Origin of the sequence: Mycobacterium sp., from assembly GCF_052145595.1 — a bacterium.
Taxonomy (GTDB): domain Bacteria; phylum Actinomycetota; class Actinomycetes; order Mycobacteriales; family Mycobacteriaceae; genus Mycobacterium.
The window spans coordinates 1-2,750 of sequence record NZ_JBKQOI010000238.1 but is presented as its reverse complement, the minus strand read 5'-3'; the positions used below and the strand labels follow the sequence as shown (position 1 = coordinate 2,750).

General features: G+C 62.7%; 3 protein-coding genes and 1 pseudogene. 1 reads left to right on the top strand and 3 read right to left on the bottom strand.

The genetic code is table 11. From position 1 onward, the window contains the following. Window positions 1–148 (top strand): hypothetical protein (locus ACLP4W_RS21020; RefSeq protein ID WP_442389248.1); only part of this gene is annotated, 148 nt, incomplete at its 5' end. Between the two features lie 9 nt (window positions 149–157). On the opposite strand, the pseudogene mqo reads toward ACLP4W_RS21020, so the two are convergent. The 3 genes and pseudogenes from mqo to ACLP4W_RS21005 all read right to left on the bottom strand — a co-directional run. After that, window positions 158–1,596 (bottom strand): annotated as a pseudogene (mqo, locus tag ACLP4W_RS21015) (malate dehydrogenase (quinone)). A 50-nt stretch (window positions 1,597–1,646) separates the two neighbouring features. Continuing rightward, complete coding sequence (locus tag ACLP4W_RS21010) at window positions 1,647–2,051, bottom strand: cupin domain-containing protein (protein ID WP_442389246.1); 405 nt, start codon at window positions 2,049–2,051, stop codon at window positions 1,647–1,649. Between the two features lie 201 nt (window positions 2,052–2,252). Next, the coding region (locus ACLP4W_RS21005) for a thiamine pyrophosphate-dependent enzyme (protein WP_442389244.1) at window positions 2,253–2,750 on the bottom strand (498 nt) is incomplete at its 5' end.

The window sequence follows — 2,750 nt, the reverse complement described above, 5'->3', positions numbered from 1 at the left end:
ACGCTATGTGCGCGCGCAGCTCTATCGGTACCGCTTCACCACACTGACCGAGCTGCGCCGCGAACGGGCGTGGTGGCACCGCACGCTGATCGGCGGATACGTCCGGCCCATGACGCTGCAGAAAGTGACGTCACAGCATCACAATTGAGCGTCGGCGTCAGACGTTCTCCAGTCCGAGCACGGAGGCTGTCTTGGCACGAGTATCGCGGCAGGCGGCCGCGTCTTGCGTTAGGTCGATGCCGTAGGTCGGGATGATGGTCTGCAGCCGATCCCGCCAGCCGCCCGCCAGTTCATCTGCGAAGCACTTCTCCAGAACCTCCAACGCGATGAAGGCGGAGGTTGACGCGCCGGGCGAGGCACCGAGCAGTGCGACGATCGAGTTGTCGGGACTGCCGATCAGTTCGGTGCCGAATTCGAGCTCGCCGGTGTGGTGCGGACCGGGCTTGATGATCTGCACGCGCTGGCCCGCGACGGCTTCGCGCCAGTCCTGCCGCTGAGCTCCGGGGAAGAACTGCTTGAGGATCGAGAACTGGTGCGACCCGGTCTGCAGCACCTGGCCGATCAGGTATTCGGCCAACCGCCAGTCGTCGCGTGCTACCGCCAGCATCGGCACGACATTGCTGGGCTCTATCGAGCGGAACAGGTCCGAATAGGAACCGTGTTTGAGGAACTTGGTGGAAAAGCCCGCGTACGGGCCAAAGAGCAGCGAGCGCTTGCCGGAAATCATCCTCGTGTCGAGATGGGGAACGGACATCGGCGGTGAGCCCTCGGCGGCCTTCCCATACACCTTGGCATGGTGACGGGAACTGACCTCGTCGACGTCGCAACGCAGCCAGACCCCGCTTACCGGGAATCCGGCATAACCATGCCCTTCTGGAATCTTGGATTTTGCAGGAGCTCCAGCGCGCCGCCGCCCGCGCCGACGAACACGAACCTGGCCGATACGGTCCATTCTTCGTCAGCGACGCCATCCTTAACGCTCACGCCCCAGCGGCCGTCTTCGAGGCGGTTGAGATCGGTGACGGTGTGCTTGTAGTGCAGTGAAAAGCCTGGCTGTGCCTGCAGCTGGTTGACGAGCAGATGCGTAAGCGCCCCTTAGTCGACGTCCGTGCCGGTGATCATCCTCGTCGCGGCGATGGGCTGCTCGCTGTCACGTCCGTCCATCACGAGCGGCACCCACTGGCCGATCTGGCCGTGATTTTCGCTGTATTCCATGCCGTGGTAACAGTGGTGTGCCGACATCGCCTTGAACCGGTCGCGCAGGAAGGTGACATTGTCGTCACCCCAGACGAAGCTCATGTGCGGGCACGGTTCAATGAACGCGCGGGGATCGGGGATCGCGCCCCGGGTGACCAGATGCGACCACAGCTGGCGCGACACGTCGAACTCGGTGTTGACCTGAAGGGCTCTGGATATGTCAACGCTGCCGTCGGAAAGGCGTGGCGTGTAGTTGAGTTCGCAGTTGGCCGCGTGGCCCGTTCCCGCGTTGTTCCACGCCTCGGAACTCTCCTGTGCACAGTCGTGAAGCGTTTCGAACATCACGACGTCCAGGGTCGGTTCCAACTCCTTGAGGAGGGTGCCCAGGGTCGCGCTCATGATCCCCGCGCCGATCAGCACGACGTCTGGGGTCTCCGATGTGGAGGTGTTCATCCTTTGTCCTCCTGATGCTTTCCCGGCTTGAAGTGAAGGTCGGTCCCGTTCTCGTAGACGACGTAGGCGCGGCGCCACGGGTCGTCGCCGATGAGCTTCCACGTATGACCAGTTCCGCTGTTGTCCTGCGCGAGCAGCACATCGCCCGGACGGATGATGAACGTGGCGCCGGACTTCGTCTGGAACTCGAGCGTGCCGGACAGGGTGATGACGAAACGCGGGACCGGATCCTGATGCCATTCGTACGATCCGCCCGACCGCGTTTCCTGGAATGACAGCTCGGTGACGTGTATCGGCTCGCCTACGGAGTCGCCGCGCATTCCCTCGGCGAGATCGATCCAGCCTTCCTCGAACAGCGAGTTTCCATCCCCGCCGGTCCACATGCGGACACAACGAATCATCGCTCGTCTTCTTCGACTGCAATCACACCGGATTCAATTAGGTTGACCCACACCGGGCCTGAGTGCAACACGGCGGGGCTCCGAGCCGACCCGTGTCAGCAGGCAATAGTGCGTCGGCATCTGCACGTAATTCCCCGGGTTCCGGGACGCATCGTCATCGTCAAGCGACCAGAGGGCCAGAGGAGCAAATGATCCGAGAGGCTACAGCGTCTCGTCCAGCTCGCCGAGCCGGTCGGTCAACCGCAGGTTCTCGGAGTAGTCGACCGGGCAGCTGATGAGCGACACCCCGTCCTCGTCGAGCGCGGCCTTCAGCGTCGGCAACAGTTCTTCGGCGCTGTTGATCCGATATCCTTTGGCGCCGAAGCTTTCCGCGTAGGTCACGATGTCGGGGTTGCCGAACTTCACGTAGTAGTGCTCGCCGAGTTCGAGGTCCATCTTCCATTCGATGAGGCCGTAGCCGCCGTCCTCCCAGATCAGAACCACCAGCGGGATCCGCTCCCGAACCGCGGTCTCGATTTCTTGCGAGTTCATCAGGAACGCGCCGTCGCCGACGACGGCGAGCACTTTCGACTCGGGTCGCGCCAGCTTGACGCCGAGGGCTCCGGGTAGCGCAAAAGCCATGGTGGACAGTCCGTTTGAGACTAAGCAGGTGTTCCGTTCGTACGTCGGGTAGAGCCGGGCCATCCACATTTTGGTGGC